At 63.7% G+C, this 25,348-nt stretch carries 26 protein-coding genes; 18 read left to right on the forward strand and 8 right to left on the reverse strand.

The window, feature by feature from the left end:
• Nucleotides 1–31 precede the first annotated feature (31 nt).
• The 8 genes from ACK4FH_RS09755 (at nt 32) to ACK4FH_RS09790 (ending at nt 7,490) form a co-directional block, all read left to right on the forward strand.
• Complete coding sequence (locus tag ACK4FH_RS09755; protein WP_409813075.1) at nt 32–1,303, forward strand: cytochrome P450; 1,272 nt, start codon at nt 32–34, stop codon at nt 1,301–1,303.
• An 18-nt stretch (nt 1,304–1,321) separates the two neighbouring features.
• Nucleotides 1,322–1,495 carry a rubredoxin gene (locus ACK4FH_RS09760; RefSeq protein ID WP_409813077.1) on the forward strand — a complete coding sequence of 58 codons (174 nt, stop codon included), beginning with the start codon at nt 1,322–1,324 and terminating at the stop codon, nt 1,493–1,495.
• Between the two features lie 138 nt (nt 1,496–1,633).
• On the forward strand, nt 1,634–2,743 hold the full coding sequence (locus ACK4FH_RS09765) for a hypothetical protein (RefSeq protein ID WP_409813079.1): 1,110 nt from the start codon (nt 1,634–1,636) through the stop codon (nt 2,741–2,743).
• A gap of 9 nt (nt 2,744–2,752) precedes the next feature.
• Nucleotides 2,753–3,793, forward strand: coding sequence for a phosphotransferase family protein (locus ACK4FH_RS09770; RefSeq protein ID WP_409813081.1), 1,041 nt, complete (start codon nt 2,753–2,755; stop codon nt 3,791–3,793).
• Nucleotides 3,790–4,239: a hypothetical protein gene (locus ACK4FH_RS09775; RefSeq protein ID WP_409813083.1), complete on the forward strand. Its 450-nt coding sequence runs from the start codon at nt 3,790–3,792 to the stop codon at nt 4,237–4,239. The genes ACK4FH_RS09770 and ACK4FH_RS09775 overlap by 4 nt, the downstream gene beginning before the upstream one ends.
• Before the next feature lie 78 nt (nt 4,240–4,317).
• Nucleotides 4,318–5,568 (forward strand): MFS transporter, encoded by a 1,251-nt coding sequence (locus ACK4FH_RS09780; protein WP_409813085.1) that lies wholly within the window; start codon nt 4,318–4,320, stop codon nt 5,566–5,568.
• Complete coding sequence (locus tag ACK4FH_RS09785) at nt 5,525–6,382, forward strand: TauD/TfdA dioxygenase family protein (RefSeq protein WP_409813087.1); 858 nt, start codon at nt 5,525–5,527, stop codon at nt 6,380–6,382. The genes ACK4FH_RS09780 and ACK4FH_RS09785 overlap by 44 nt, the downstream gene beginning before the upstream one ends.
• A 97-nt stretch (nt 6,383–6,479) precedes the next feature.
• Complete coding sequence (locus tag ACK4FH_RS09790) at nt 6,480–7,490, forward strand: zinc-dependent alcohol dehydrogenase family protein (protein ID WP_409813089.1); 1,011 nt, start codon at nt 6,480–6,482, stop codon at nt 7,488–7,490.
• 29 nt (nt 7,491–7,519) lie between these two features.
• Here the strand turns inward: ACK4FH_RS09790 and dgcA are convergent, their stop codons facing one another.
• The 3 genes from dgcA to ACK4FH_RS09805 all read right to left on the reverse strand — a co-directional run bounded on the left by dgcA (nt 7,520) and on the right by ACK4FH_RS09805 (nt 11,500).
• Nucleotides 7,520–8,506 (reverse strand): N-acetyl-D-Glu racemase DgcA, encoded by a 987-nt coding sequence (gene dgcA / locus ACK4FH_RS09795; RefSeq protein ID WP_409815233.1) that lies wholly within the window; start codon nt 8,504–8,506, stop codon nt 7,520–7,522.
• 105 nt (nt 8,507–8,611) lie between these two features.
• The gene (locus ACK4FH_RS09800; protein WP_409813091.1) at nt 8,612–10,873 is read right to left on the reverse strand and encodes a CHASE2 domain-containing protein; all 2,262 of its coding nucleotides are present in this window, start codon (nt 10,871–10,873) and stop codon (nt 8,612–8,614) included.
• Between the two features lie 225 nt (nt 10,874–11,098).
• The gene (locus ACK4FH_RS09805) at nt 11,099–11,500 is read right to left on the reverse strand and encodes a c-type cytochrome (protein ID WP_409813093.1); all 402 of its coding nucleotides are present in this window, start codon (nt 11,498–11,500) and stop codon (nt 11,099–11,101) included.
• A 270-nt stretch (nt 11,501–11,770) separates the two neighbouring features.
• Between ACK4FH_RS09805 and ACK4FH_RS09810 the strand changes: the two genes are divergently transcribed.
• The 4 genes from ACK4FH_RS09810 to ACK4FH_RS09825 are packed head-to-tail and all read left to right on the forward strand — an operon-like array spanning nt 11,771 to nt 15,226.
• Nucleotides 11,771–12,865 carry an ABC transporter permease gene (locus tag ACK4FH_RS09810; protein WP_409813095.1) on the forward strand — a complete coding sequence of 365 codons (1,095 nt, stop codon included), beginning with the start codon at nt 11,771–11,773 and terminating at the stop codon, nt 12,863–12,865.
• An 11-nt stretch (nt 12,866–12,876) separates the two neighbouring features.
• A complete protein-coding gene (locus tag ACK4FH_RS09815) occupies nt 12,877–13,641 on the forward strand; it encodes an ABC transporter ATP-binding protein (RefSeq protein ID WP_409813097.1) in 765 nt (254 codons plus the stop codon).
• Nucleotides 13,642–13,646: 5 nt separating this feature from the next.
• Nucleotides 13,647–14,555, forward strand: coding sequence for an MlaD family protein (locus tag ACK4FH_RS09820; RefSeq protein ID WP_409813099.1), 909 nt, complete (start codon nt 13,647–13,649; stop codon nt 14,553–14,555).
• Between the two features lie 14 nt (nt 14,556–14,569).
• Entirely contained in the window at nt 14,570–15,226 is a 657-nt protein-coding gene (locus ACK4FH_RS09825) for an ABC-type transport auxiliary lipoprotein family protein (protein WP_409813101.1), read from the forward strand.
• A gap of 135 nt (nt 15,227–15,361) precedes the next feature.
• On the opposite strand, the gene ACK4FH_RS09830 is transcribed toward ACK4FH_RS09825, so the two are convergent.
• A complete protein-coding gene (locus ACK4FH_RS09830; protein WP_409813102.1) occupies nt 15,362–17,557 on the reverse strand; it encodes a hypothetical protein in 2,196 nt (731 codons plus the stop codon).
• 184 nt (nt 17,558–17,741) lie between these two features.
• Here ACK4FH_RS09830 and ACK4FH_RS09835 point away from each other — a divergent pair, with 184 nt between their 5' ends.
• Complete coding sequence (locus ACK4FH_RS09835) at nt 17,742–18,128, forward strand: Hpt domain-containing protein (protein WP_409813104.1); 387 nt, start codon at nt 17,742–17,744, stop codon at nt 18,126–18,128.
• 179 nt (nt 18,129–18,307) lie between these two features.
• Here the strand turns inward: ACK4FH_RS09835 and ACK4FH_RS09840 are convergent, their stop codons facing one another.
• Nucleotides 18,308–19,441: an NAD(P)/FAD-dependent oxidoreductase gene (locus tag ACK4FH_RS09840; protein WP_409813105.1), complete on the reverse strand. Its 1,134-nt coding sequence runs from the start codon at nt 19,439–19,441 to the stop codon at nt 18,308–18,310.
• A gap of 8 nt (nt 19,442–19,449) precedes the next feature.
• On the reverse strand, nt 19,450–20,973 hold the full coding sequence (locus ACK4FH_RS09845; protein ID WP_409813107.1) for an alkaline phosphatase family protein: 1,524 nt from the start codon (nt 20,971–20,973) through the stop codon (nt 19,450–19,452).
• Nucleotides 20,974–21,182: 209 nt separating this feature from the next.
• Between ACK4FH_RS09845 and ACK4FH_RS09850 the strand changes: the two genes are divergently transcribed.
• Nucleotides 21,183–21,503: a 2Fe-2S iron-sulfur cluster-binding protein gene (locus ACK4FH_RS09850; RefSeq protein WP_409813109.1), complete on the forward strand. Its 321-nt coding sequence runs from the start codon at nt 21,183–21,185 to the stop codon at nt 21,501–21,503.
• A gap of 18 nt (nt 21,504–21,521) precedes the next feature.
• Here the strand turns inward: ACK4FH_RS09850 and ACK4FH_RS09855 are convergent, their stop codons facing one another.
• The gene (locus tag ACK4FH_RS09855) at nt 21,522–22,121 is read right to left on the reverse strand and encodes a TetR/AcrR family transcriptional regulator (RefSeq protein WP_409813111.1); all 600 of its coding nucleotides are present in this window, start codon (nt 22,119–22,121) and stop codon (nt 21,522–21,524) included.
• A gap of 89 nt (nt 22,122–22,210) precedes the next feature.
• Between ACK4FH_RS09855 and ACK4FH_RS09860 the strand changes: the two genes are divergently transcribed.
• The gene (locus ACK4FH_RS09860; RefSeq protein ID WP_409813113.1) at nt 22,211–22,840 is read left to right on the forward strand and encodes a glutathione binding-like protein; all 630 of its coding nucleotides are present in this window, start codon (nt 22,211–22,213) and stop codon (nt 22,838–22,840) included.
• On the opposite strand, the gene ACK4FH_RS09865 is transcribed toward ACK4FH_RS09860, so the two are convergent.
• Nucleotides 22,824–23,135 carry a chorismate mutase gene (locus ACK4FH_RS09865; protein ID WP_409813115.1) on the reverse strand — a complete coding sequence of 104 codons (312 nt, stop codon included), beginning with the start codon at nt 23,133–23,135 and terminating at the stop codon, nt 22,824–22,826. The genes ACK4FH_RS09860 and ACK4FH_RS09865 overlap by 17 nt on opposite strands.
• Before the next feature lie 223 nt (nt 23,136–23,358).
• On the opposite strand from ACK4FH_RS09865, the gene ACK4FH_RS09870 reads away from it, so the two are divergent.
• The 3 genes from ACK4FH_RS09870 to ACK4FH_RS09880 all read left to right on the forward strand — a co-directional run bounded on the left by ACK4FH_RS09870 (nt 23,359) and on the right by ACK4FH_RS09880 (nt 25,338).
• A complete protein-coding gene (locus ACK4FH_RS09870; RefSeq protein ID WP_409813116.1) occupies nt 23,359–24,390 on the forward strand; it encodes an NAD(P)/FAD-dependent oxidoreductase in 1,032 nt (343 codons plus the stop codon).
• A 26-nt stretch (nt 24,391–24,416) separates the two neighbouring features.
• Nucleotides 24,417–24,740 (forward strand): 2Fe-2S iron-sulfur cluster-binding protein, encoded by a 324-nt coding sequence (locus ACK4FH_RS09875; RefSeq protein WP_409813117.1) that lies wholly within the window; start codon nt 24,417–24,419, stop codon nt 24,738–24,740.
• 196 nt (nt 24,741–24,936) lie between these two features.
• A complete protein-coding gene (locus ACK4FH_RS09880) occupies nt 24,937–25,338 on the forward strand; it encodes a DUF3574 domain-containing protein (protein ID WP_409813119.1) in 402 nt (133 codons plus the stop codon).
• Nucleotides 25,339–25,348 lie beyond the last annotated feature (10 nt).

The following is a 25,348-nucleotide window of genomic DNA, read 5'->3' on the forward strand; positions in this document are numbered from 1 at the left end:
GGGTTTAATGTTTGCAACAGAGAGAACGGCCATGATCCCCCAGGATGTCGCCCAGACCATCATCGACCCCAAGGCCTATGCGGATGGCAAGCGCGTCGATGACGCCTTCGCTTACTTGCGCAAGGAAATGCCATTTGCGCAGGCGCAGCCGGAAGGCTTCGATCCTTTCTGGGTAGTGACGAAACATGCCGACATTCTCGAAGTCGAAAAGCAGAACGAGCTTTTTCACAATGGCGACCGCGCGACGACGCTGACACCGATCGAAGTGGACAGGAAAGTGCGCGAGCTGATGGGAGGTTCTCCGCATCTCGTGCGCTCGCTCGTGCAGATGGACAATCCCGATCACTTCAACTACCGGCGCCTGACGCAATCGTGGTTCATGCCGCAGAACCTGAAAAAGCTCGAGGCGCGCATCCGGGAGATTGCCAAGGGCTTCATTGACCGCATGGCCTATATGGGCGGCACATGCGATTTCGCGCGCGATGTCGCCTTCCTTTATCCGCTGCATGTCATCATGGAAGTGCTCGGCGTGCCCGAGGCGGACGAGCCGCGCATGCTGAAGCTGACGCAGGAGCTGTTCGGCAGCGCGGACCCGGACCTCAATCGCAGCGGGGCGGAAATCAAGGACGCCGATGCGGCGCTCGCGCAGATCGGCGCGACGGTGGGCGAGTTCATAACCTATTTCAACGAAATGACGGAAGACCGCCGTGCCCGCCCGCGCGACGATCTCGCGAGCGTCATTGCGAACGGGCAGATTGAGGGCAAGCCGCTTGGCCATCTCGAAGCCATGTCCTATTACATCATTGCCGCGACGGCCGGCCACGACACCACGTCGAACACGACGGCGGGCGGGCTCTGGGCGCTGGCGGAAAATCCGGATCAGTTCGCAAAGCTCAAGGCCGATCCCTCGCTTATCCCGCTCTATCTCGAAGAGTCGATCCGCTGGGTTACGCCGGTAAAGCATTTCATGCGCACGGCGACGGCGGATGCAGAAGTGCGTGGTCAGAAAATCGCCAAGGGCGACTGGCTGATGCTCTCCTATCCGTCCGGCAATCGGGACGAAGATGTGTTCGACGATCCCTTCGCCTTCAAGGTCGACCGATCGCCGAACAAGCATGTCGCCTTCGGTTATGGTGCGCATGTCTGCCTCGGTCAGCATCTCGGGCGGATGGAAATGCGCATCCTCTGGGAGGAATTGCTGCCGCGCCTCCAAAGCGTTGATCTGGCGGGCGAGCCGAAACGTATGCAGGCGAGTTTCGTATGCGGCCCGAAATCGGTGCCTATTCGCTATCGCATGAATTGACAAAGGACAGGGGGAGCGATGAAGGGGTACAAGATCTGGCAGTGCGTGACCTGCGGTTTCATCTATGAAGAGGCCGAAGGTCTGCCCCTGGAAGGTATCGCTCCCGGTACGCGCTGGGCCGACATCCCCGATGACTGGGTCTGCCCGCTTTGCGGTACGCCCAAGAGCGATTTCGAGATGATCGAATTGTGAAGCGACGGTTCCGCAGCGTCATGCGCTGCGGAACTGCCTTCCGGGCGTTGACCCGGACCTCCTGCGCCGCCATTCTTGCCGCAACGAGAACATAATAAGCCACTGGCCAAAGCCGGGGCGCGCAGGGAGGCTTCCGACATGCTCACCAAGGCAGACGATTATCCCATTCACCAGACGCCGGAACCGATCGCCTTTGCGGGCACGGACCGCAATTTCTACGACCGCTATTTCTTCAACGGCTATACCCGCGCCGGCGATGTCTATTTCGCGGCGGCGCTCGGTGTCTATCCGCATCTCAACATCATGGACGGTGCTTTCAGCGTCATCGTCGGCGGCGTGCAGCACAATATCCATGTCTCGCGCTTCCTCAACATGGAGCGCATGGATACGCGTGTCGGCCCGCTCTCGGTCGAGATCGTCGAGCCGCTTCAGGTGCTGCGTGTGCGCGTCGCCGACAATGCGCATGGCATCAAGGCCGATGTGACCTTCCGCGGCCGCGCGCCGGCGCTCAAGGAGCCGCGTTTCACGCGCCGCAATGGTCCGCGTACGCTGATGGACCTCACCCGCATGACGCAGAACGGCACCTGGGAAGGCTGGATCGAGGTCAAGGGCAAGCGCATCGAAATCAAGCCGCAGGATTATGTCGGCACGCGCGACCGTTCCTGGGGCGTGCGCATGATCGGCGCCGCCGATCCGCAGCCGCTGGTGCCGCCCATGCCGTTCCAGTTCTTCTGGATGTGGGCGCCGCTCAATTTCGATGACCGCATCACGCTCTTTCATGTGAATGACGACGAACATGGCGAGCCGTGGAATCTCTCGGGCGTCATGTGTCCGCTCGGTGCGGATGCCGTGCCGCAGGAGATGGATCGCGTTCACTACGAGGTTTCCTACATCCCCGGTTCCCGCCACGCGAAGGCTTTTTCGATCTTCTTCGAAACCCGCAAGGGCGAGAAGACGCGCATCGACCTCACGCCGAAGTTCCATTTCTACATGCAGGGCATCGGCTATGGGCACCCCGAATGGAGCCACGGCGCGCACAAGGGCGACAATGCGATGGGCTATGACGAGTACAAGCTCTCGGAAATGACGAGCTATGCGCCGCCGAACCTCCACATTCAGGCGTTCTGCAACGCAGTAATGACGCTGCCGGACGGGTCGGCGCGCAATGGCTGCGGCATTCTCGAGCAGCTCGTGATCGGGCCGCACGCGCCGTCGGGCTTCAAGGATATTCTCGATCCGGCGAAATAGGCGTCGATCATGGAAGATCTAGCTCATCGCATCGCCGTCTATCTTGCGCACAGGATGCCCGCCGCCTCGCAAGTCGAGGTGAGCGGCGTCTCGCGCATTCCGGGCGGCGCCAGCCGCGAAACCTATCGCCTCACGGCTACTTGGGAGGAGGGCGGCAAGAAGATGCGCCGCCCGCTCATCCTGCGCCGCGATCCGGTTGCAAGCCTCATCGAGACGGAGCGCGACGTCGAGTTCAATGCCTATCGCGCCTTCCATCCGACGGGGCTTCCCGTGCCGGAACCGCTGTTTCTCGAAACCGATCTCAAATGGCTCGACCGGCCCTTTTTCGTGATGGAGCAGATCGAGAATTGTCAGGCCGGTTCCCCGTTCAACACGGCGCCCTATGGTCCGCATGCGGAAAAGATCGGTGCGCAGTTCTGGACGCATCTTGGACGCATTGCCGCCGCCGATCCGGCAAAGACAGGCTTCTCGGCGAATATGGAAGCCATCGCGCCGCAAGATTGCTGGAGGCGCGAACTCGACAAGTGGGAAAAGGTGATCGACGAGGATGAACTTGTGCCGCAGCCGATCGCGCGTGCCGCGATCCGCTGGCTCCGGCGCAATCCGCCGCCGCCGCCGCCGCGTGTCACCGCCGTTCACGGCGATTACCGCACCGGCAATTTCCTCTTCGACGGCAGGGGCGAAATCCGCGCCATTCTCGACTGGGAGATGTGCCATCTCGGCGATCCGCTGGAAGACGTCGCCTGGGCGGCGGACCCGCTCTGGGCCTTCCAGCAGACCGAGCGGCCGGGCGGCATGATCGCGCGGGCAGAAGCCTTCCGGCTCTGGGAAGAGGCGAGCTGCATGAAGATCGACCCGGTGCGGCTGCGCTGGTGGGAAGTCTTCAATTCGCTCAAGGGTCTCGCGATCTGGATTTCGTCGGGTAAGGAATATCAGTCGGGCGCAAGCAGCGATCCGATCCTCGCCTTTCCGAGCTGGTATTGCACCGATGTTCACAACCGCGTGCTGGCGCATCGGCTTGCCGCGCTGTCGAAGGAATCCCGCTCATGAAACCCGATGTACCCGTCGTCATGCGCGGTCTGTTCGGTACCATGCTGATGGAGATCGCGCCGAACCTCACCGCCGAATATTCCGCCGGCAGCATCGGCATCATGAGCATGATGATCTTCATGACGGCGGATGAATATGACCGCGCGGCGGATATCCGTGCCGCCGAGAACGCCGAAATGCGCGCGCTGTTCGCTGAGGCGGCCGGTCTGGTCGCGGATGCCGCCCTCAAGGCGAAACTTTCCGAGGCCGCGAAGGGCCGGGACGCGTCGCTCCGGGTGAGCGCGCTCGACAGGGACAATTCGGTGCTTGCCGGGCTGCTGATCGAGCTTCAGGCCCATGCGGAGGAAAGCACCGCGCTCTGGTCGGCGGGGCTCGAGGCCCGCATCTGGGACTATCTCGTCGCGGCGGCGGACCGGCGGAAGCTGAATTTCCCCTCGCTCGGCTGAATGTTGGCGGGCGGGGGCCTTCCCCCCGCGGGTGCGGGCGCGCTATGAGTGGGGTGCCGCCACCGGAACCCCGCGCCCATGCCGCTCTCCGTCCGCCTGTCCATCTTCTACGGCTCGCTCTGCATCTTCGGCGGCATCAACATGCCGTTCTTTCCGGTCTGGCTGGAATCGAAGGGGCTTGATGCGCATGACATTGCGCTGGTGCTGGCGGCGACCATGTTCCTGCGCATCGTGGCGGGCCCCGTCTTCGCCTTCGCCGCGGACCGCTGGGAGAACCGGCGCGGTGTCGCCATTCTTCTTTCGTGGCTGTCGCTCGCATCCGTATCGCTTTTCCTGCTGACCGACACGTTCTGGGCGATCTTTCTCGTCTCCGCGCTGCTGATGAGCCTCTGGCCGTCGGTGACACCGCTTGTCGAATCCATTGCCATGCGCGCCACGCGCGAGCAGGGGGTGGATTACGGGCGGGTACGGCTCTGGTGTTCCATCACCTTCGTGCTGGCGGCCACGGGCGGCGGATGGCTTCTGGAATGGAACCCGGCCTCGATCATCATTTTCTGCATGATCGGCGCCATCGCCATCGGCGCGGCGGGGGCGCATCTTCTCGTGAAGGAGCGCCCGGCGGCGAAGCGGTTGCGGCGGCCGGGCGGCCAGTTCCGCATTTCGCTCGCGCTGGCGCGCCATCCGCTGTTTCTCGTCGGGCTTCTGACGGCGAGCCTCGTGCAGGCGACCCATGCCGTTTACTACGCTTTCGGCACGTTGAATTGGCAGCAGCTTGGCTATGGCGAAAATCTGATCGGCATTCTCTGGGCCGTCGGCGTGGTGGCGGAGATCATCCTCTTTGCCTTTTCCGCCCGGGTGCTGCGCCGCTTCAGCGCGCCATCGCTCCTTATCATCGGGGCAGGGGCTGCCATCCTGCGCTGGACGCTGACCGCTTTCGACCCGCCGCTCTGGGGCCTCTTCGGGCTGCAAGTCCTTCATGCGGCTACGTTTTGCGCCGCTCATCTCGGCGCCATGCATTTCGTTGCCTCGGCGGCACCGGGCTCGCTCGCGGCCACCGCCCAGAGCCTTTACGGGGCGCTTTCCTCCGGCGTCGTCATGGGCGCGGCCACGCTCATCGCCGGGCCGCTCTATCAGGCCTATGGCGGGCAGGCCTATCTTCTCTCCGCCGCACTTGGCCTTTTGGGGCTTGTCGGTGCGCTCTGGCTTGCATCGCGCTGGAACGGTGGCGTATTGATCGAGGATACCGGCGACACGGAAGAAGCCGGAGAAACGGAAGCGGGTTCAAATGACTATCGAGATTATCCCGAGCGGACGCGCCTTGGGTGCTGAGGTGCGCGGCGTCGACCTGTCGAAGTCCCTGAGCGCGGACGAGTTCACTGCCATCCAGCAGGCATGGTACGACCACATCGTGCTGCTGTTCCGCGGCCAGAAGCTTTCCGATGACGACCTCATCCGTTTCTCGAAGCATTTCGGCGAGCTCGACATCGCGCCGGCCTCCGCGACCGACATGGCGGGCGCGCAGGAAAAGTCTCGGCCGGAAATCTGGATCATCTCGAACGTGGTCGAGAACGGGAAGCCGATCGGCGCATTGGGCGACAAGGAAGCCGAGTGGCACACCGACATGTCCTATGTCGCGGAGCCGCCGATGGCGAGCGTTCTCTACTCGCTCGAAATCCCGTCAAAGGGCGGCGATACGAGCTTCGCCAACATGTACAAGGCGCTGGAAGACCTGCCTGCCGATCTTCGCGCCGCCATTGAAGGCCGCAACTGCAATCATGATTCGAGCACGACAAGCGCCGGCGAGCTGCGCGCAGGTGCCGACGCCGTTCTCGATGTCCGCGAGGCGCCGGGCGCGATGCATCCTGCCATCCGCACCCATCCCGCTACGGGCGGCAAGGCGCTCTATCTCGGCCGCCGTCTCAATGGCTGGCTCGAAGGCTATTCGGTCGAGGAAAGCGAGAAGCTGCTCGACAAGCTCTGGGCGCATTGCGCAAAGCCGGAATTTTCCTGGACGCATCAATGGGCGGTCGGCGACCTCCTCATCTGGGACAATCGCTGCGCCACGCATCGCCGCGACAGTTTCGACGGCCGCGAGCGGCGTGTCATGCACCGGACCCAGATCAAGGGCGATGCCCCGCGCTGAGCCGCAGGCTCCCTTGCGTCAATTTTCTCCGGTTTGACTTTCCGTGCAGATGCGCCAGTTTCTGCGGCAAAAGAATTGCAACATCGGAGGAAATCACATGCGCGCGCTCGTGCTCGAAGGCAATTTCGGCATTGAAAATCTGAAGCTCAAGGAACGCGACGTCCCGAAGGCGGGGCCGGGACAGGTTGTGCTCAAGATGAAGGCCGGCTCGCTCAACTATCGCGACCTCGCCACCGTTACCTTTGGCGGCAACCCGACGCTCCTTCCGCTCGTGCCGCTGTCGGACGGTTGCGGCGAGGTCGTGGAAGTGGGTGAGGGCGTGAAGCGCCTCGCGAAGGGCGACCGCGTTGCGCCTGGCTTCTTTCAGGGCTGGATTTCCGGCGGCCCGGTTGCCGAACTCCTCGGGCCGACGGCGCTGGGCAGCCCGATCGACGGCTGTGCCCAAGAATATATGGTACTTTCCGCCGAAGGCATGTCGAAGGCGCCGGCCAATCTTTCCGATGAGGAAGTCGCCTGTCTTCCCTGCGCCGCGCTCACCGCATGGCGCGCGCTGGTGGTCGAAGGCAATATCAAGGCGGGCGATACGGTGCTCGTGCAGGGCACAGGCGGCGTCTCGATCTTTGCGCTGCAATTCGCCAAGGCGATGGGCGCGCGGGTGATCGTCACCTCGTCGTCGGATGAAAAGATCGAACGCGCGAAGAAGCTCGGCGCGGACGATGCGATCAATTACAAGGCGACGCCGAACTGGGAAATGGAAGCGCGCAAGCTGACCGGCGGCCGTGGTGTCGATCATGTGGTGGAAGTCGGCGGCGCGGATACCTTCCCGCGCTCCATCACGGCGGCCCGCGTCGGCGGCCATATCGCGGTGATCGGCATTCTTTCCGGTCTCACAAAGGATGTGAATGTGGCGGCGATCTTCGCGCAGAACCTCAAGATCAGCGGCATCACGGTCGGCAGCCGCACGCAGTTCGAGGAAATGTCGCGCGCCATTGAGCAGAACGGCATTCACCCCGTCATCGACAAGCGTTTTGCGCTCGAAGATGCGCAGGATGCCTTCCGCCGGATGCAGGGCGCATCCCACTTCGGCAAGATCGTGCTGAATATCTGACAGGTGACTTTGGGGGCAGGGCGCAAGCCTTACCCCCACAATTCCCGCTCCGGCGGATAGACGAGGCTGCCATCGTAGTGAAGCGCCGGTGCGCGGTCCTGTGCGAGCAGCAGCGGTCCGTCGAGATCGGCATAGTCCGCCTGCTGCGCCACGAGCATCGCGGGTGCCATGGCAAGCGACGTTGAGACCATGCAGCCCACCATGACGCGGAGCTTGCGCAGTTTCGCGCAGCGGATGACGGAGAGCGCTTCGGTCAATCCGCCCGTCTTGTCGAGCTTCACGTTTATGAAGTCGTAGAGCCCCACCAGCCGTTTCATGCCTTCAAGCCCGTGCGCGCTTTCATCCGCGCAAAGCGGCACCGGGCTTTCGATGCCGCGCAGCGCCTCGTCTTCTTTCGCAGGCAGCGGCTGCTCGATCAGCGAGACGCCGAGCCGCGCAAGTTCCTTCGCAAGCGGCACCACGTCCCCTGCCTTCCAGCCTTCATTCGCATCGACAATGAGTGCGGCGCGCGGCGCGCCTTCGCGCACGGCTTCCACGCGGGCGACATCTTCATCGCCGCCATGACCGAGCTTGAGTTTGAGGAGAGGCCGGTGCGCTGCTTTCGCCGCCGCCTCGCGCATGGTGTCGGGCGAGCCGAGGCTCAGCGTATAGGCGGTTGTCAACGCACGGGGCTGGGTAAGGCCCGCCAGTTCCCATGCCGGTCTGCCGGCGAGCTTCGCTTCGAGGTCCCAGAGTGCGCAGTCGAGCGCATTGCGCGCCGCGCCGCGATGCATCGCGCGCTGCAGTTCCTCGCGAGTCATGCCGTCGGCAAGCGCCTGCTGCTGCATCTTGATGGCGGCGACCACGTCCTGTTCCGTCTCGCCATAACGCGCATAGGGCACGCATTCGCCCTGTCCCGTCAGCCCGTTCTGCGTCACGCGCGCCACGACTACGCGCGCTTCCGTTTTCGCGCCGCGCGAAATGGTGAAGGCGCCTGTGATGGGCCATGATTGGGCTTCTACGGAAAGGTCGCGCATCGGGAAGGAGGTCTCGAATTTCTGGGACGGCAGAGACTGGCGGGCGATAATGGCGGTTGTATGGGCATGCTCCAAGTCCCATTTCGGGACCCGGCGCAATGCGGATCAGATTCGCCCTGCGAACCAGGCGCCGTTCCAGTGGCCGCCCGGCGGGTTCGCCTCATATTGGGCGATGCGCGCTTCGTAGAAGTCGTAAAGCGTCGGGATCGCGCCATTGAGCTTGCGGCATTCGGCGATGGCAGCCCGTGCCTCTGCCCAGCGCTGGTTCCGGTAGGCGGAGAAGATCAGCATGTGCGCTTCTTGAAGCGCGCGGAACTTCGGGTTCGCGCGCATGATGGGATCGCCAAGCAGCGCATAGACGCGGCGGCCTTCCGGGTGGCGCGAGGTGGACACGAGGTCGATTTCGAGCAGCGCATAGCGGTCGCCGACGGCGCGCTGCGTGCCTTCGCCGACGATGATTGCCGGGCCGTAGTGGCGCGCATTCTTCTGAAGGTAAGCTGCAAAGCTCACCGGCTCGCCAAGCACGCCATAATCGAAGCGTTGCACGGCGCCCATGTTGCCGGCGATCGCCGTTCCTGTGTCGATACCGATGGACAGGCTCAAGGGCACATGGCTCAGGTGCTGGCGGCGCGCATCTTCCTCGAGAAACTCATTGAGTGCTTCGAGGTTCTCCACCATACGCAAGGCCGCATCGCAGCCCTTCGAGGCGTGGTCGGAGGCATCGAGCGGCGCGTTCCACACGGCATAGAGCGTGTCGCCGACATTGCGGTCCACCATGCCGTTGCGGTCGAGCACGATCTTCGTCATCGGCGAGAAGAAGCGGTTGAGAATGTCGGCAAAGGCCGTCGGATCCTCGAGATAACGGTCGGCAATGATATTGAAGCCGCGAAGCCCCGCAACAACGGACGTCACGTCGCGCAGCGCACCCTCGGCATGGATCATGCGCGGATTGGCTTTTACCCTGGCAAGGCCAGCGGAGGGCAGGCGGCGGCCAAACTGCGTTTCGACGAAGCGGATCTCGTCTTCGGTGTGCAGCCGCGTCATCACCGCGCAGGTCAGCGCGGCCGCGAACAGTGTCACGCTTGCGAGCGCCGGGTCGATCAGCCAGCGATGGGTTTCGAATGCCCACCACGAGCCATAGACTGCGCCCGCCGCGAGAAGCAGCGTCAGCGTGAGGCCCCAGCGCAGGCGGAAGCGGCGCACCATGAGAATGACGATCACGCCGCCGATCAGGATGAAAAGCTGCTCGGCCGCGGAAACCCAGCCCGGCCGGACGAGATATTGCCCGGCAGCAATCTGGTCGATGGCATTGGCAGCGATGGCGCCCGAAGCCAGGGTCGTGCCGATGGGTGTGCGGAAGACGCGGTCGGAACCGTTGGCCGACACGCCGATCACGGCGATGCGGCCTTCCAGCACGTCGAGGTCGGCGGTGCGCTGAAGGATGCTGCCCGCAGAGAGGGTGAGGCGTGTTTCCTTGCCGCCGAAATAGAGACGCAGCTCGCCATTGCGCATCGTCTGCGCCTCGAAGCCCGTGCCTTCGATCGAGATGCGCTCGATACCGGGTTCGATTTCGAAGGAGAAGCCGCTTTCGGCGGTGGCGACATTCGCCCGGTAGCCGGTGCTGCCGCGCGACACGCGCAGCGCCTCGAGCACATTCGAGGGGTAGAGTGTACCGTCGAGATTCACGAGCAGCGGCAGGCCGCGCACCGTGACGCCGTTCGCGTCGGCGGCCAGCGTCGCGCCATTGCCGTTGGCCGAGGTTTCGAAGAGCGACAGCGTGGCGCGCCACACGTCATGGCGTTTCATGTAGTGGCGCGGATCGCCGCCTTCCGGGTCGATGGAGGCGCGCGTACGCGGCACGTGACGGCCGCTGAAATCGGTCTTGCCGGGCACGAAGGAAACGACCGAGCGCGTTTCGGCGAGGAGCGCCGCAAGCTCGCGGTCATGGTCAGGCAATTGCCGCAATGCCTGCGACAGGCCGCCAAAATTGCCGTCGGCGGGCAAGGGCGACCAGAGGCGGATGAGTTCGCCGGCCGACGTCGGATCGGGGTCGGCGAGCGGCATGTCGATCACGATGGCGCTGGCGCCGGCGGCGCCGACGCGGCGCACGAGATCATCGAGGCGTTTGCGCGGCCAGGGCCAGGGGCCATAGGCCTTCGCCGTCTCGGCATCGATATCGATATAGATGGCGCGCGGGCCTTCCGGGGCTGCGGCGCGGGGCAGAAGGCGCTGATAGGCGTCGAAGACGCGGTCCTGAAGGAAGGTTCCGGCGCCTTCGGGGTTGTAGATCGACACGGCGAGGCTCAGCACCAGCACAAGGCCGGGCAGGATCGCGGAGAGTCTGCGGAACGCAGGTGTCGGGTTCATGTCTCGCTACTCGCCGGGCGCGGGGGGTCTGGCGCCGGCATTGCCCCATATTGATCCTAAGGGCCCGTTTCTGTCCTTTTTCTGAACAGAAACCGGGCCGCTACCGCTGTATTTGCAGTTTCCGTTCCAGACAGGGTGGCACGGGAAACGAAGCGGAGGATATGGGGAGACATGAGGGCAGCGATGCGCCTGCCCCGGAAAAACGGCCCGGGGCAGGGTAGGGCATTATTCGGCGCCGGTTTCGACCTTCAGATAGGCGATCAGGTTCGCGAGGTCCTCATCCTTGCGCAATCCCGGAAAGGCCATGGAACCACCGGGGACGAGCCCGGCGGGCTTGCGGAAATATTCGGTCAGCGTTTCATCGTCCCAGACAAGGCCTTCCTCACCCTTGGCGACCATGGCTTTCGAGTAGGAGAAGCCTTCGAGCGTACCAGCCGTGCGGCCAAAGACGCCGTGAAGGTTCGGCCCGATGCGGTTGCCGCCGCCTTCATTCAGCGTGTGGCAGGCCTGGCAGCGGGCAAAGATTTTCTTGCCCTTTTCCGCGTCGCCGGCCTCATCGGCCATGGCCGCGCTCGAAACCGCGAGCGCCAGGGCCATCCCCGCGATACCTGTCAGCAAACCACGCATTCCTTGCACTCCATTGATACTATTCACCGGCAGACTGAATCCGGCCGCCGGAGAGGAACCTATCCTATCGGCGCGCCATGTGAAGGGCATGCGACGATCCGGCGCGGCGCTTGCCGTATCGCGCCGGGACGGGCACATTGACGGCGCCGGTGGCAGGGCCGGTCTTCTTCGGCGGAAATCGAGGGAATTTTGGCCGGCTCGGTACCACCCACAGCTAAATCAGACGCACCGCAAGACGCCGCCGCTTGCCAGGTTGTCGCCGAAAACCGGGTGCTGCGTCTCGTGGCGTCCGGCGACTGGACGATTGCACATCTGAACGAGGTTGACGGGGAACTTCGGGCGCTCGGGCGCGGCGCCATCAAGGCCGAGCGCGCCATCATCGATTTTTCCGGTATCACCCGTTTCGACACATCCTCCGCGGCCGTGCTTGACCGTATGGCGCGCGTGTTCGAGGAGAAGGGGCTTCGCGTCGAATTCGAGGGCGTCACCGAAGCGCAGCGCCGCCTGCTCGACAAGATCGAAACCTATGGCAAGCCCGAGCCATCCAAACCCGTCCCCGTGCCTCTTCACATCCAGATACTGGACCGGATCGGTACGACGACGCGGGCGATGGGCGAGGAAGCTCGCGGCATGCTCGGCTTCATAGGCGCCGTTGTTTCGGCCTTCGGGCGGACATTGGCCAGTCCACGCCGCTTTCGCTTCGTGCCTTTCGTGCACCACATGGAAAAGTCGGGCTTCGATGCGCTGCCGCTTGTCTGCCTGCTCACCTTCCTGATCGGCGCAGTCGTCGCGCAGCAAGGCGCGGTGCAGCTTCGCCAGTTCGGCGCCGAGGTCTTCACGGTCAATCTGATCGCGATCATCTTCCTGCGCGAAGTCGGACTGCTGCTGACCGCGATCATCGTGGCAGGCCGATCGGGCAGCGCCTTCACCGCCGAAATCGGCTCCATGAAGATGCGCGAGGAAATCGACGCAATGCGCGCCCTAGGCCTCGATCCGATGGACATGCTGGTCATTCCGCGCGTGGCGGCACTTTGCGTCACCCTGCCGCTGCTCACCTTCGTCGCCGACCTGATGGGCCTCATCGGCGGCGGTGTCGTGGTCTATTTCATGCTCGACATGTCGCCTGGCACTTACATGACACGGGTACAGGAAGCGGTCGATTTCTGGACCATAGCGGTCGGGCTCATCAAGGCGCCGTTCATGGCGTCCGTCATTGCGCTTGTCGGCTGCCGCGCCGGGCTTTCTGTCACCGGTAGCGCCGAGTCCGTCGGCGCCATGACGACGCGCTCCGTCGTGCGCTCGATCTTTCTCGTCATCATCCTCGACGCACTGTTTGCCATGTTCTTCACAGCGGTGGGGATCTGAGCGTGGCGAAAATGGGCGAACCCATCATCGAAGTGCGCGGGCTCGACACGAGGTTCGGCGATCACGTCATTCACGAGAATCTCGATCTCACCGTCAATCGCGGAGAGGTGATCGGCATTGTCGGCGGCTCGGGCACGGGCAAATCTGTGCTCCTGCGAACGATCCTCGGATTGAAGAAGCCCGATTCAGGCCGCATCCGCGTCTTCGGCATTGATTTTTCCGAATTGCCGGAAGAGGAGCGCCGTCTCAACGAGCGGCGCTGGGGTGTTCTCTTTCAGGATGGCGCGCTTTTCTCGGCGCTTACCGTTGCGGAGAATATCCAGGTTCCCTATCGCGAACATCTCCATCTGTCGCAGGAACTGATGGACGAACTGGCCGCGATCAAGATCGCGATGGTCGGCCTCCGGCCAACCGCCGGTGCGCTCTATCCCTCGGAACTTTCCGGCGGCATGAGGAAGAGGGCGGGGCTCGCCCGTGCGCTGGCGCTCGACCCGGAAATCCTCTTTCTCGACGAGCCCACGGCAGGCCTCGACCCGATCGGCGCCGCCGCCTTCGACGATCTCATCAACGAGCTCAAGGAAACGCTCGGTCTGACGGTCTTTCTTGTGACCCACGACCTCGACACGCTTCACGCGACCTGCGACCGTATCGCGGTAATTGCCGAGAAACATGTTATCCTTGTCGGCACGATCGACGACATGTTGCGTAGCAGCCACCCTTGGATCCACGAGTATTTTCACGGGCCGCGTGCGCGCGCGGCTCTTGCGGGCAAGTAGCGGCCATGGAAATCAAATCCAACAATGTCCTGATCGGCGCCTTCACGATTGCGACCATTATCGGCGCTTTCCTCGTGATCCTCTGGGTGAGCGGCGTTCAGCTCAACCGGCAGTTCGCCTATTACAAGATCATCTTCGATGGATCGGTGTCGGGCCTCTCGGAGTCGGGTGCCGTCCAATATAACGGCTTGCCGGTCGGCAAGGTGCGGTCGCTTCAGCTGATGGAGCGAAACCCGAACAGGGTCGTTGCTATCATCGAGGTCGATGCGCGTACGCCGGTGAAGGAAGACTCGATAGCACAGCTTGAGCTCTCCGGGCTCACTGGCGTCGCCTTCATCCAGTTGACCGGCGGCAGCCCGGAATCGGCGGACCTGGTAGCGCGTGAAGGTCAGGACTATCCGGTCATTCGCGCGGCACCGTCCACGCTGCAGGATCTGCTGCGGAGCGGCCCGGAAACGCTGCAAAGCGCCAATGAACTCCTGAAAGAACTCAACAAGCTCGTTGTCGAGAACCAGAAGGCGGTCAACGACTCGCTCGCCAATGTCGCGATCATGTCGCAGGCGCTCGCTGACAGCTCCGATGATGTGACCAAGGCGATCGAGCAATTGGCCCAGGCTTCCGTGCATCTCAACAGTATCAGCCGCAATGCCGACCAGCTGATGAAGGACGATGTGAAGGCCTTTATCGGCGACGCGCGCGAGGCGGCACGGGCTTATCGCGAGGTGGCGGAAGAACTCGATGCCATCCTCAAGCAGAGTGGGCCAGGCGTCGGTGCGGGCCTTGCCCAATTGCCGCAACTCGTATCCGAAACGCGATCGCTCGTCTCCTCGCTGGAGCGGATCACGACGAGAGCGGGCGACGACCCGGCGCGGTTCCTTATCGGCAACAACGTACCGGAAGTGGAGGCGCGATAATGGACGGGGCAGCGATGAGCCGGTTCGGAAAATGGTTGCGCGCGGCATTTGTCGTTGCAGCAGTCGGGCCGCTCGGCGGCTGCGCGCTTGCCGGTGTCGCCAGCGGGCCGCCGCCTTCGCTTTATGTTCTGAAGGCGCCCGCGCCAGACGAGATGCGGACGGCTGGACCTGTCGCGGCGCAGATCGTGGTGGAGGATTTCGTTGCGCCTGCCGCCATCGACACGACGCGCATCGTCTTTCAGCCGAATGAAAACGAGATCGCCTATTATGCCGGCGCACGCTGGAGCGATCGCGCCCCGCGCATGATTTCCTCGCTATTGGTCGAAACGCTGGCAGGCACGGGAAATTTCCCCGCCATCATCGGACCGGGCAGCAATGTGCGCATGGACTATGCGCTGGTCGGCGACATTCGCTCGTTCGCTGCGACGCGCGATGAAACGGCCGGGCTCGGGCAGGGCACGACGAAGGTCAAGGTCGCCTTCTATGTCCGCCTGTTGCGCGCGCGCGACCGGAGCATCGTTGCCTCGCGGGAGTTCTCGTCGGAAGCGGCTGCGCCCGGCGCAGGCATGGCAAATGTTGTTGCCGCCTATGATGCCGCTCTCGGCGCCGTGCTCGCCGAGATTGCGGGATGGACGCTGGAACGGTCGCTCGCCGCAGGCGCGGGGAGCTGAGAGTTTCACTTTCCGCTCGCAGACTGTCATGCCCGGACTTGATCCGGGCACCCAGGGGCGGCAAGCGCGGTGCAAATGGCTCTGGATTGCCGGGTCAAGCCCGGCAATGACATGTCACAAGAAGACTTTACGCCCCTAGCTCAGCTTCCCGATTGCCTGACCGAGCATGAGGTAGACCTTGCCGGTGTCCGAGGTGAGGTAGGTCTCGACAAGGATGTTGTCGCGGTCGCGGGTGCTGGCGGCGCCGAGCAATTCCTCGAAACTCGCCACGAAGCGGTCCACATGGGCGCGGAACTCGCCGTCCTTGCGGTATTTCTGCGAAATGCGGTCATAAAGCTCGCGCCCCGCCATGTTGTAGAGGCGGCGCGTAAAGACATTGCGCTCGCCCGCCTGATAGCGTTGCCAGAGTTCCGGCGGCGGGCTTTCCTCCAGCGCGCGGTCGAGGTCGATCGCGAGCGCCTGCAGCGTTTCGATGACATGGAGCGAGGCGCGCTGGAAGTCGCGCTCATCGCCGTGAAGCCCCTCGCTGCCGCTTGCGCCGCCGCGACGTTCGGCGGCGGCGAGCAGGTCGGACATGCCCCAGCGGCGTTCGCCCTTCGGGGCCACGCGCGGCGCCTCGCGGTAGGTGGCGGCCGGGCGCGGAAAGTCGCTTTCGCGGCGGAGCGGCGTTGCCCGGTCGAGCGTGCGCGCATGGCGCACCACGATTTCTGCGATGGTGGCAAGCGCGGAAACCTGTTCCTCCAGCACTTCGCGCAGCGCCTTTGCGCCAGATGCCGCCTCGTCCGGCAATTCGCCGATGCGGGTTGCCAGATCGTCTGTCGCCTCGTGCAGCGCGCGGCCGGCTTCGCGCGCCGTGCCGCCAAGGCGGATCATGGCGGCGTTGAAGCGCTCGGCCGCGGTGCTGGCATCGTTGGTCGCTGTTTCGGCGAGCTTGCGCAGTTCTTCCGTCTTGCCGCCGACATCGGTCGCCAGTTTTTCGGTCGCCAGCGTGAGGTCGCGGCTGAGCGCGGCGGTTGCGGCGGTCAGGCGTTCCGTTGTTGAGGAAATGGCCTCACTCGCCGCGCGGCTCACATCATTGGCGAGCGCGCCTGATGCGGCCTTGAGTTCGTCCACCGTCGCGCCGATGGCGCGGGTCGCCGCACCCGCCGAACGGCTAACGGCGGTCGAGGCATCTGCTGCTTCCTCCGCGCCGCGGCGGATTTCGCCGGCAATGCTTTCGCGCAAAGCCGCCGCGCGCGCCGCTGCCGCCTCGAATGTCGTGTCGAGCCCGGCGCTGAGCCCCGCCACAGCGCGGCCGATTTCCGCGGTGTGGTGTGCGAGCGACTTGTTGGCCTCGTTCATGCCGTCGCGATGCGCCTCGAACACGGCGTTGAGGCGCTCATGTTCCTGTTCGAGCCGCGTTGCGGCTTCGGCGATGATGTCGCGCTGGCGCTCATAGTTCTGGCCGATTTCCTCGGCCTTGGAGAGTGCGCCTGCCGCCACGACTTCGAGCCGTGAGGATTGCCGGTCGAGCATGGCGGCCGTCTGGTCGGCGCCTGCGCGCGCGGCCTCGCTGGTGCGGGCAAGCGTTTCGGCCTGCTCGGCCATGCGCTTTCCCGCCGCCTCGATGTCGGCCTCCGCCTTCCCGCTGAGGCCATGCACGGCTTCCACCTGTTCGCGGATTGCGCGGGAAATCGTGTCGCTCTCGCTGCCGAAGGTCTTTGCGATTTCCTCGAGGCTCTGCTTGTGGCGGGCGAGGAGGTCTTCCATCGTCCGTGTGCGGAATTCGGCGCGGCCCGTGCCCCGGTCCAGTTCTTCCACTTCGCGCGAGATGAGGCTGTTGAGTTCGGCTGCCTGGCTCAGCGCCGCGTCGAGCCCTTCGCGCATCGCGCCGAGTTCGCGGCGTACGGCGGCCGAAATGGTGGCGATCTGGTCTGTCGCGAAATCTTCCGGGTCGGACAGGCGGATCGCGGTGCGCGCCAGCGCCTCCGACATGAGCCGCATTTCCGCCGCGCGCCAAGCCGTCCAGGCCAGCATCCAGATGAAGGTGAGCGGCAGCAGCGCCGCCGCGGCAATGATGCCGGTTTCGAGCTGCGTCAGGGCCGTGAGCCCTTCGAGCCCGTATAGGCCCCAGAGATAGGCCGCGCCTGCGCCAAGCCAGAAGATGCTTGCGACCGCCGCCGCGCCGATGATTCCGGGGCTCGGCCGCCTGGCGATCATGCGGTAAAGCGCGCCGCCTGTCGGGCTGTCCTCGTTTGCCGCACGTACCGGCAGGTTCCCGTCTGCGGGCGCAGACTTCCCGGCGTCCGTCCCGGAGGCGGTCTCGTCCTGCGGCAATTCCTTGTTTTTCATGATCTTTCCCGGCCTCGCGCTGACATGCGGCAGGGGCCAGCGTGTCGGAAGGCGGGTGGGGCGTCAACCTTCCTGCGGGGCGCGGCGCCCTGCCTCGGGTGCGCTCCCGACGTCCGGCGTTAACGAATCGGTATCGGGCCCGCTTCTAGACTTCACCCAGGCAGCGAAACGGCGGAGCAGTGGCATGAAATCCTCGACAATGATGCGTCAGACGGAAAGCGAAATGCGCCCCTCCGACAGCCCGTGCGGCGCCGCAAGGCCCATCGATCTCGTTCACCTCTCGAAATACACGCTCGGCAACCGCTCGCTCGAAAACGAGCTGCTCGGTCTCTTCCGCTCTCAGGCGGATGTCTATCTCGCCCGGCTCGATGCGGCAGGCGACGAGAAGGAATGGCAGAACGCTGCCCACAGCCTCAAGGGGTCCGCCCGCGGCCTCGGCGCCTGGGCGCTGGCGACGCTCGCAGAGGAAGCCGAAAAGACCGCGCTCGCCGCCCGCAGCGGCATCATGGCCGAGATCCGCGACGCCATCGCCGCGGTGAATGCCTTCATCGACAGCGTGGCGGAAGCCTGAGGTCTGAGGCCTGAGGCCTGTTGTCTCTCCGCCTTTTCCCAAAACCGTCATGGCCCGGCTTGTCCGGGCCATCCACGTCTTCCTTTTCTGCCGTTGTCGTAAAGACGTGGATGACCCGCATAAAGCGGGTCATGACGCATAGGTGAAGCAGGGGTTGGACGACACAGCAAGCCCCGAACCTACCCCTCCACCATCGCCACGACCTCTTCCGCAATCGCAAGCGACGAGGTCAGCCCCGGACTCTCGATCCCGAAGAGATTGACGAGACCCGCGATCCTGTGTGCGTCCTGCCCAGAGAGAATGAAATCCGCCGCCGCCTCGCCCGGCCCGCTCACCTTGGGCCGCACGCCGGAATAAGCAGGCGCGAGCGCGCCCTCCTTCAGCCCCGGCCAGTAGCGGCGGATCGCGTCGTAAAAGCCCGCGCCGCGCTCCGGTTTCACCGCATAATCGGGCTCCGCGCCTTCCGCCGCGTCGATCCATTCCACATCCGGGCCGAAGCGCGCCCCACCGCCCATGTCGAGCGTCAGATGTACGCCGAGGCCTGCCGTCTCCGGCACGGGATAGATGAGGCGCGAAAAGGGCGCGCGACCCGTCAGCGAGAAATAGTTGCCTTTGGCGAAATGCGCTCGCGGCACATGCGCCGCGTCGAGCCCTTCGATCCGCGCTGCAAGCGCCGGCGCCCATAGCCCGCCTGCATTGACGACGATCCGTGTACGGAGCCGCGTTTCCTCCGCGCCCGAAACATGGACGATGAAGCCGCCGCCGTCCCGTGTCACGCGCGTGGCTCCCGCGTGAAAGGCGATCACGCCGCTTGCATCCTCGAACTCACCCCGAAGGCTCAGCATGAAAGCATGGGCGTCCATAATGCCGGTCGAGGGCGAGAACAGCGCCGCCTCCGCCTTCAGCGCCGGTTCGAGCGCGCGCGCCTCCGCGCCGGTCAGCTCGCGCAGATCGCTCACGCCATTCGCCCGCGCCCGCGCGGCAATGCCGCCAAGCTCGGCAAGCTGCGCCTCATCCGCCGCGACGATCAGCTTGCCGCATTTCCGGTGGGGGAGGTTGCGCTTCTCCAGATACGCATAAAGCCGCGCGCGCCCCTCCACACAGAGCCGCGCCTTCAGGCTCCCTTGCGGATAATAGATGCCCGCATGGATCACCTCGCTGTTCCGCGCGGACACCTCCGTCCCGATAGCGCCGTGCCGTTCGAGAATAACCGTCTCATGCCCGGCCAGCGCCAGCGCCCGCGCTGAGGCAAGGCCGACCACGCCCGCGCCGATCACGACGGCGTCAATGCTGTTGTCTGAGGTCGACGACATGTGCTGGATCAATACCTCGCCGCCCGCCGCTCCACAGGCCCGTCATCCGTCAGCGCGATATGGGTCAGCGTCTGTTCGTCGTGGTTCATGCGCCATGAGAGGAGGCGCTGGGCGTAGTCGAGCATCACGGGCAGATAGGCGGGGTCGGTCGCGACATTCACGAATTCGTCCGGGTCCTTTTCGAGGTCGAACAGGAGCGGCGGCAATTTCGTGAAGTGGACATATTTGTATTTCTCGTCGCGGATGATGTTCATCGTGCATTGATGGAGCGTGAGGCCGAGACGCTTCTCCGCGCTGTCGTCGGCGGGGTCGCGGAAGTCGAATTCCCAATGCGCTTCCTTCCGCCATGTCTCGGGCTCCCGTCCTTCAAGGAAGGGGCGGAGCGAGGCGCCGTCGCATTGCACGGGGATCTCCGCGCCGATGAGGTCGAGCATGGTCGGCATGATGTCGACATTCTCGGTGAAGCGCGTCACCACGCTGCCGCGGGCGCCATCCGCCGCGCGGCGCGGATCGCGGATGATGAGCGGGATGTGGTAGGAGGCGTCGAAATATCCGCATTTGCCGAGCAGCCAGTGGTCGCCCATCTGCTCGCCGTGATCGGAGGTGAAAATGATGAGCGTGTTGTCCCAGCGCCCGCTTTCTTTCAGGAAGGCGAAGAGCCGGCCCAGCGCCTCGTCCACCTCCGACATCAGCCCGTAATAGACGGCCTTCAGCCTGCGGAGCTTTTTCTCGTCCGCCGGCGCGCGGAAGAGCTTGCGGCCGAGCTGGTGTTCGAGCCAGGGGTGCTGCGCGGCTTCCGCCTCATGGCTCTCCTTCCGCGCAAAGCCCGGCACCGCCGCCGGGTCGTACATGGCGTTGAAGGGCTCGGGCGCGACGAAAGGCGGGTGCGGCCGGAGCAGCGAGAGATGGGCGATGAAGGGCTTCTCGCTCGCGCCGATATAGCCGATGACCTGATTTGTCAGGAAATTCGTGTCGTCCACCTCCTTCGGATAGATGAGCGGGCGGGGCACTGCCGCACCGTCCTCATATTCCGGCCCCGGCGCGCGCTCGCCATAGGCGTAGCGGATGTCCGCCGGCACGTCATAGCCGTTGGCGGCGAGCCAGTCGGTCCAGGGCGTCGGCCAGGTGCCCATCATGGCAACGGGGCGGATGCCGGGCAGCGGGCCTTCATATGTGAGGAGCCAGGGGCTTTCCGGGTCTTCCTCGCGCGGGTCCTGGCTCGTGTCGGTATAGCCGAAGAGTACGGGGTCATAGCCGAGGCGGCCCGCCTCCTTCGCCCAGTTCGTGTGGCGCGCATCGAGCGGCGTGCCATTGGTGCCGGAGCGGTGGTTCTGCAGATACATGCCGGTATGGAGCGAGGCGCGGGAAGGGCCGCAGGGCACTGCGTTTGCGTAGTGCCGCTGGAAGAGCACGCCGTCGGCGGCGAGCGCATCGAGGTTCGGCGTCTTCACCATTTCGTGGCCGCGGGCCGACAGGCATTCGCCGCGCCACTGATCCGCCGTGATGAAGAGAATATTGAGTTTCTGCGCCATTTCCGGCCCTCCCGCTGCGTTCCTCTGCCCCAGACTATGCGATGCCGGTGACAGGGGAACAACGGGGGCGGAAGGGGGCAAGTGCGTGAAAAAGTCCCTCTCGCCATTGAGGGGTTGAAAAGAAATGAGCCCTGCGTCATGTATGTGCCGCCCTTCGGGCGTCAGGCGGGCCCGGCCCGGTTCCTCAACCTCCGGCGAAGAAAAGCAAGATGGCGAAGATCACCTATATCGAGCACAACGGCACGGAACATGTCATCGATGTCGAAAGCGGCATGACGGTGATGGAAGGCGCCATCAAGAATTCCATTCCCGGCATCGACGCCGATTGCGGCGGCGCCTGCGCCTGCGCGACCTGCCATGTCTATGTCGCGCCGGAATGGAAGGAGAAGGTGGGCCCCGCCGAGAGCATGGAAGAAGACATGCTCGATTTCGCCTTCGACGTGCGTGACAATTCGCGCCTCTCCTGCCAGATCAAGGTGACGGATGAGCTCGACGGTCTCGTGGTGAACCTGCCCGAAAAGCAGTTCTGAGAACGGCGCCTCTTTTTCTCACCTGATCGTTTTCGCAGCCTGCCTTGCGATTGTCTCAAGCCCGGCGCGGGTTTCGCCTGCGCGGGCGCGAAGCGCGAGGCTGTGCAGCACGGCGCCTGCGAGCCGCGCCAGCGCGGCCGCATCGGCATCTTCTGAAATCTCGCCGCGCTTCTTCGCCTTTGCGTAGAGAAGTTCGAGGCCCCGGTCGATTTCGTCCAGCACGTCCTTCAGCACCGTCCTGATGTCGTCATCCACCACCGCTTCGGCCGGCGCGGTGCAGGAGACGAAGCAGCCGCGCGGCCCGTTCTCGCCCGACAGGTAGAGATCGATGCCGCCCTGATAGAAGGCGGCGAGCCCCTCCGTCAGTGCCATGTCCGACTGCAGGATGGCGACGAGAACCTTGCGCAGGCCCTCCGTGTAGAGGTCGAGGCTTTTCAGATAGATCGACTTCTTGTCGCCGAAGGCCGCATAGAGGCTAGGCCGGTTCATGCCCGTCGCGGCGGCAAGGTCGTCGAGCGAGGTGCCGGTGAAGCCTGCCGCCCAGAATGTCTCCATGGCCTTTGTCAGTGCCTTTTCGGGGTCATAGGCGCGGGGCCTTCCGCGGGGGGATTTCGACATTTTTGTACCAATTCGCAAAAAATCATTGACGGGCGTCCGGCGCTCATTATTATTCGGATAGGTACAAAAATCCAGCCGGGAGGAAACCTATGGAGCTTTATTTCGCACCGATGGCCTGTTCCATCGCCACGCGCATCGCGCTTTACGAAATGGGGAAGGGCGACGAAGCCTCGTTTCACCGCGTCGCGCTTGCCAGCAAGACGCTCGAAGACGGGGCGGACTTTTACGCCATCAATCCGAAAGGCCAGGTGCCGGCGCTCCGGCTCGACAATGGCGAGGTCCTGACGGAGAACGCCGCCATCCTTCAATATGTCGCCGATCTCAAGCCGGATGCGGGGCTTGCGCCCGCCTATGGCACCATGGAGCGGTACAGGCTTCAGGAGCTGTTGAATTTCATCGGTTCCGAGTTGCACCAGAAAGTGCTGGCCACGATCTTCAATCCCGCTGCGCCGCCCGAAGCCAAGGCCTATGCGCGTGACGAGGTGGCGCCGGTCAAGTTCGCGATGCTGGCAGAGGCCGTGAAGGACAAGGCGTTCCTCATCGGCAACCGCTTCACGGTGGCCGATGCCTATGCGTTTTTCGTGCTGTCGCTGTGTCCGTTCTTCGGCATCGACATTGCCCGCTGGCCTTCGCTCGAGGCCTATTTCAAGGGCCTGTCCGCGCGTCCCGCCGTGGCGCGCGCTGCCGCCGAGGAAATGGCGCTTATGAAGCCGAGCTGACGCTTTTCTTCGGGCGGGCGTCGAACACATCGAACTCATGTTCGATCGACTTCTCGATCAGGAGCCGCCACAGCGGCTCCGCGATCGCCCGGCTGAGGCCCGCCCGGTCCGCTTCCGCGAGAACCTTCTTAACCACATCCTCGATCCGCGCCTCGTCGCGCACGGCCGAGCGCTCACCCTTGATGATACCGGCCTGTTCGATATAGGACTGCCGCTCGGCGAGGAGTTTCACCAGGTCGCGGTCGATCCGGTCAATCTCCCGGCGGACTTCCGCCATCGTGTTGCATTTCACCATCGGGAGCCTCCGGGGCTGGTGCGGCACGGGGTCATGCTGCGCTGCCGCATTCGCTGCGTAAGATAGGCATCGCGGCCGGTTTGTCACGGCCAATCGGCATGATTTTTCTCTTGGCGTCAGGGCAGGGGCAACCTATATAGGCGTCAATGGTTGTGAAATATCTATAACCACATATTTTCATTGTTATTCCTGCTCCCGGAGCAGGTAAAGACAGGTGGCTGAGATGACGCAAGAAACAATCTCGACGGATGTGGTCATCATCGGAGCGGGGCCTTGCGGTCTGTTCGCGGTGTTCGAGCTTGGCCTGCTCGATATGAAATGCCACCTGATCGACATTCTGGACAAGCCGGGCGGGCAGTGCGCCGAGCTTTATCCCGAAAAGCCGATCTACGATATCCCGGCCCTTCCCGTCGTCAGTGGCCAGGAGCTGACCGAGCGTCTGATGGAGCAGGCGGCGCCTTTCGGTCCGCAGTATCATTATAACGAGATGGTCGAGGAACTGGAGAAGCTGCCCGATGGCCGTTTCCGCGTGAAGACCGATGGCGGCCTCGTGTTCGAGTCGAAAGTCATCGTCATTGCGGCAGGCGGCGGCAGCTTCCAGCCGAAGAAGCCGCCGATCCCCGGCATCGAGGCCTATGAAGGCAAGTCCGTCTTCTATGCCGTGAAGCGTATGGAGACCTTCCGCAACAAGAAGGTGCTGATCTCGGGCGGCGGCGACAGCGCGCTCGACTGGACGATCAATCTCCAGCCCATCACGCAGTCGATGCAGCTCATTCACCGCCGTGACGGTTTCCGCGCCGCGCCCGACAGCGTCAACAAGATGCATGCGCTGGTCGAAGAGAAGAAGATGCAGTTCCATCTCGGCCAGATCACGTCGCTGCATGGCGACAACGGCCAGCTCACCGGCGTTACCGCCAAGGGCAATGACGGCAAGGATTACGAGATCGAGTGCGACACGCTGTTGCCATTCTTCGGCCTCACCATGAAGCTCGGCCCGATCGCCAACTGGGGCGTCAATCTTCATGAGAACCTCATCCCGGTCGACACGGAAAAATTCCAGACGAGCGAGCCGGGCATCTTCGCCATCGGCGACATCAACACCTATCCGGGCAAGCTGAAGCTCATTCTCTCGGGCTTCCACGAGGCGGCGCTTATGGCGCAGGCCGCGTTCAAATATGCGAACCCGGATGCGAAGGTGACGTTCCAGTACACGACGTCGTCGACCAGCCTGCAGAAGAAGCTCGGCGTCGCCTGACGTTCTCAGCACTCCTGGAGTTAGTCATGCGTATCATCCTTGTGGACGGCAAGGGCCGCGAGCATGAGCTCGAGGCCGTGGAAGGCTGGCGGGTGATGGAGATCATCCGCGATTATGGCTTCCCCATCGTCGCCGAATGCGGCGGCGCCTGTGCCTGCGGCACCTGTCAGGTGGAAGTCGATCCCGAATGGTCGGCAAAACTTCACGCGCCGCGCGAGGACGAGCTCGACCAGCTCGACCAGAATTACGGTGGCGAGTGGTCGCGTCTTTCATGCCAGCTCATCATGTCGGAAGAGCTTGACGGCTTGCGGCTCCGCCTCTCCGACATCGCGATCCGCGAAGCGGCGTAGCATTTTCGACCGGTCTTTTCGGGCCTCGATCAGGTAGTCTCAAAACCAAAATACGTCATGGCCCTCATAAAGCGGGCCATGACGGCGTTGGGAGGAAACATGTGAAATCCATGTCCCAACTCCGCTCAAACAGCACCCCTCACTGGACAAGCCCTCCCTCTCTCTGCCAACAATGCGGGAAGTGGAGGGCTTTTTCTTGCGCCGTATTTCTTTCATCGCCTGTCTTTTCGCCGCGCTCGTCTTCGCGGCGCCGTCCTTTGCGCAGCCGCAACAGGCAGTCGAGACCAGTCTCTATTTCGGTCTCGCGCTTGAAGATGGCGGCGAGGTGAGCGAGGAGGCGTGGCACGTCTTTCTCGCCGAAGAAGTCACGCCGCGCTTCCCCGATGGTTTCACCGTCATCGATGCTTATGGGCAATGGCACGATCCCTCGCTTGCCGATGCGCCCATCATCCGCGAGAAAACGAAACTCCTCATCATCGTGCATCCCGGCACGGCGGAGACGGACAAGGTGGTTACGGAAATCAAGGAGCGTTACAAAAAGCGTTTCGATCAGAAATCCGTTTTCCATACGGATGCGCCCGTCCGTATCGTGGAGTAGTCTTCCCTCC

Origin of the sequence: Parvibaculum sp. (genome assembly GCF_046297875.1) — a bacterium.
In the GTDB taxonomy this organism is placed as follows: Bacteria; Pseudomonadota; Alphaproteobacteria; order Parvibaculales; family Parvibaculaceae; genus Parvibaculum.